The sequence below is a fragment of the Nocardioides sp. NPDC023903 genome (genome assembly GCF_040639295.1).
Classification (GTDB): Bacteria; Actinomycetota; Actinomycetes; order Propionibacteriales; family Nocardioidaceae; genus Nocardioides.
Window position 1 is genome coordinate 1 of the sequence record NZ_JBEZZS010000091.1, and the last position, 1,203, is coordinate 1,203.

The window sequence follows — 1,203 nt, forward strand, 5'->3', positions numbered from 1 at the left end:
GATCGACCTCCGTGGCGAATCCGACCCCCGGGCCGCCGCGCTGGCCTGGATGAACGCCCACGCCAGCACCCCGATCGACATGGAGCACGAGCCACTCACCATCAACGTGGTGCTGCGGATCGGTGACCGCGAGTGGTTCTGGTACGAACGCGGACACCACATCGTCATCGACGGTTACGGTGCGATGAACGCGCTCGCGCGCACCGCGGAGATCTACACGGCCGTCGGCGAGCAGCGCGAGCCGTCCGTTTCCCGGGCCGCCGCGCTCGTCGACCTCTACGCCGACGAATCCCGCTACCGCGAATCCAGCCGATTCCGCGCCGACCGCGAGTACTGGATGGAACAGCTCGCGGGCGTGGGCGAGCCGATGACACTGTCGTCGGTCACCGCCGCGGGCGACACCCACGACCCTGGCCGCCACCGCGCCACCGCGGTGCTCGACACCGACCTCGACACCCTGCTCACCGACGCGATCGCCACCCACGGTTCGGCCAACTCCGCGCTTATCGTCGCCGCGCTCGCCGCCTACGTCCGGTCGGTCACCGGCGACCCGGATGTCGTACTGAGCCTGCCGGTTTCGGCTCGTACCACCGTCGCGCTGCGCCGTTCGGCGGGTGTGGTGTCCAATGTGGTGCCGCTGCGCCTGCGGTTCGACGAGCACACCACCGTCGCCGACGTCGTGCGCCAGACCGAACTGCAGATCACCGGCGCCCTGCGCCACCAGCGCTACCGCTCCGACGACATCCGGCGAGACTGCGGATACTCCCGCGACGCGCGTGGCTTCTTCGGGCCGATGGTCAACATCATGCTCTTCCACGACGAGCTGAAGTTCGACGATATCGCCGGTCAGCTCCACGTGCTCGCCACCGGGCCCGTCGAAGACCTCTCGATCAACATCTACAACGGCGACGGCGGCCGTATCCAACTCGACTTCGAGGCCAACCCGAGGCTCTACGGCGAGTCCGAGAACGCCGCCCACCACGCGCGCTACCTCGATTTCCTCGCGCGCTTCCTCGCCGCCGATCCTCGGCCTGCCCGAGTCCGTCGCTGTCGCGCGCGACATCATCGAAACCGGCAACACCAGCGCCGCCTCCATTCCGATGGCCATGGAACAGCTCGTGCGCTCCGGCGGGGCCAACCCCGGCGACACCGCGCTGCTACTGGGCTTCGGCGCCGGTCTGGCCTACGCGGGCCAGGTCGTGC

Annotated in this window: 1 protein-coding gene and 1 pseudogene; both read left to right on the plus strand. The window is 69.1% G+C overall.

All coding sequences use genetic code 11. The features are described from left to right. Positions 1 to 49 precede the first annotated feature (49 nt). Positions 50 to 958: pseudogene (locus AB0F44_RS30150) on the plus strand (condensation domain-containing protein); the annotation flags it as partial. A gap of 106 nt (positions 959 to 1,064) precedes the next feature. After that, positions 1,065 to 1,203, plus strand: a 139-nt coding sequence (locus AB0F44_RS30155; protein WP_357361048.1) for a 3-oxoacyl-[acyl-carrier-protein] synthase III C-terminal domain-containing protein, incomplete at its 3' end; no start/stop codon positions are given.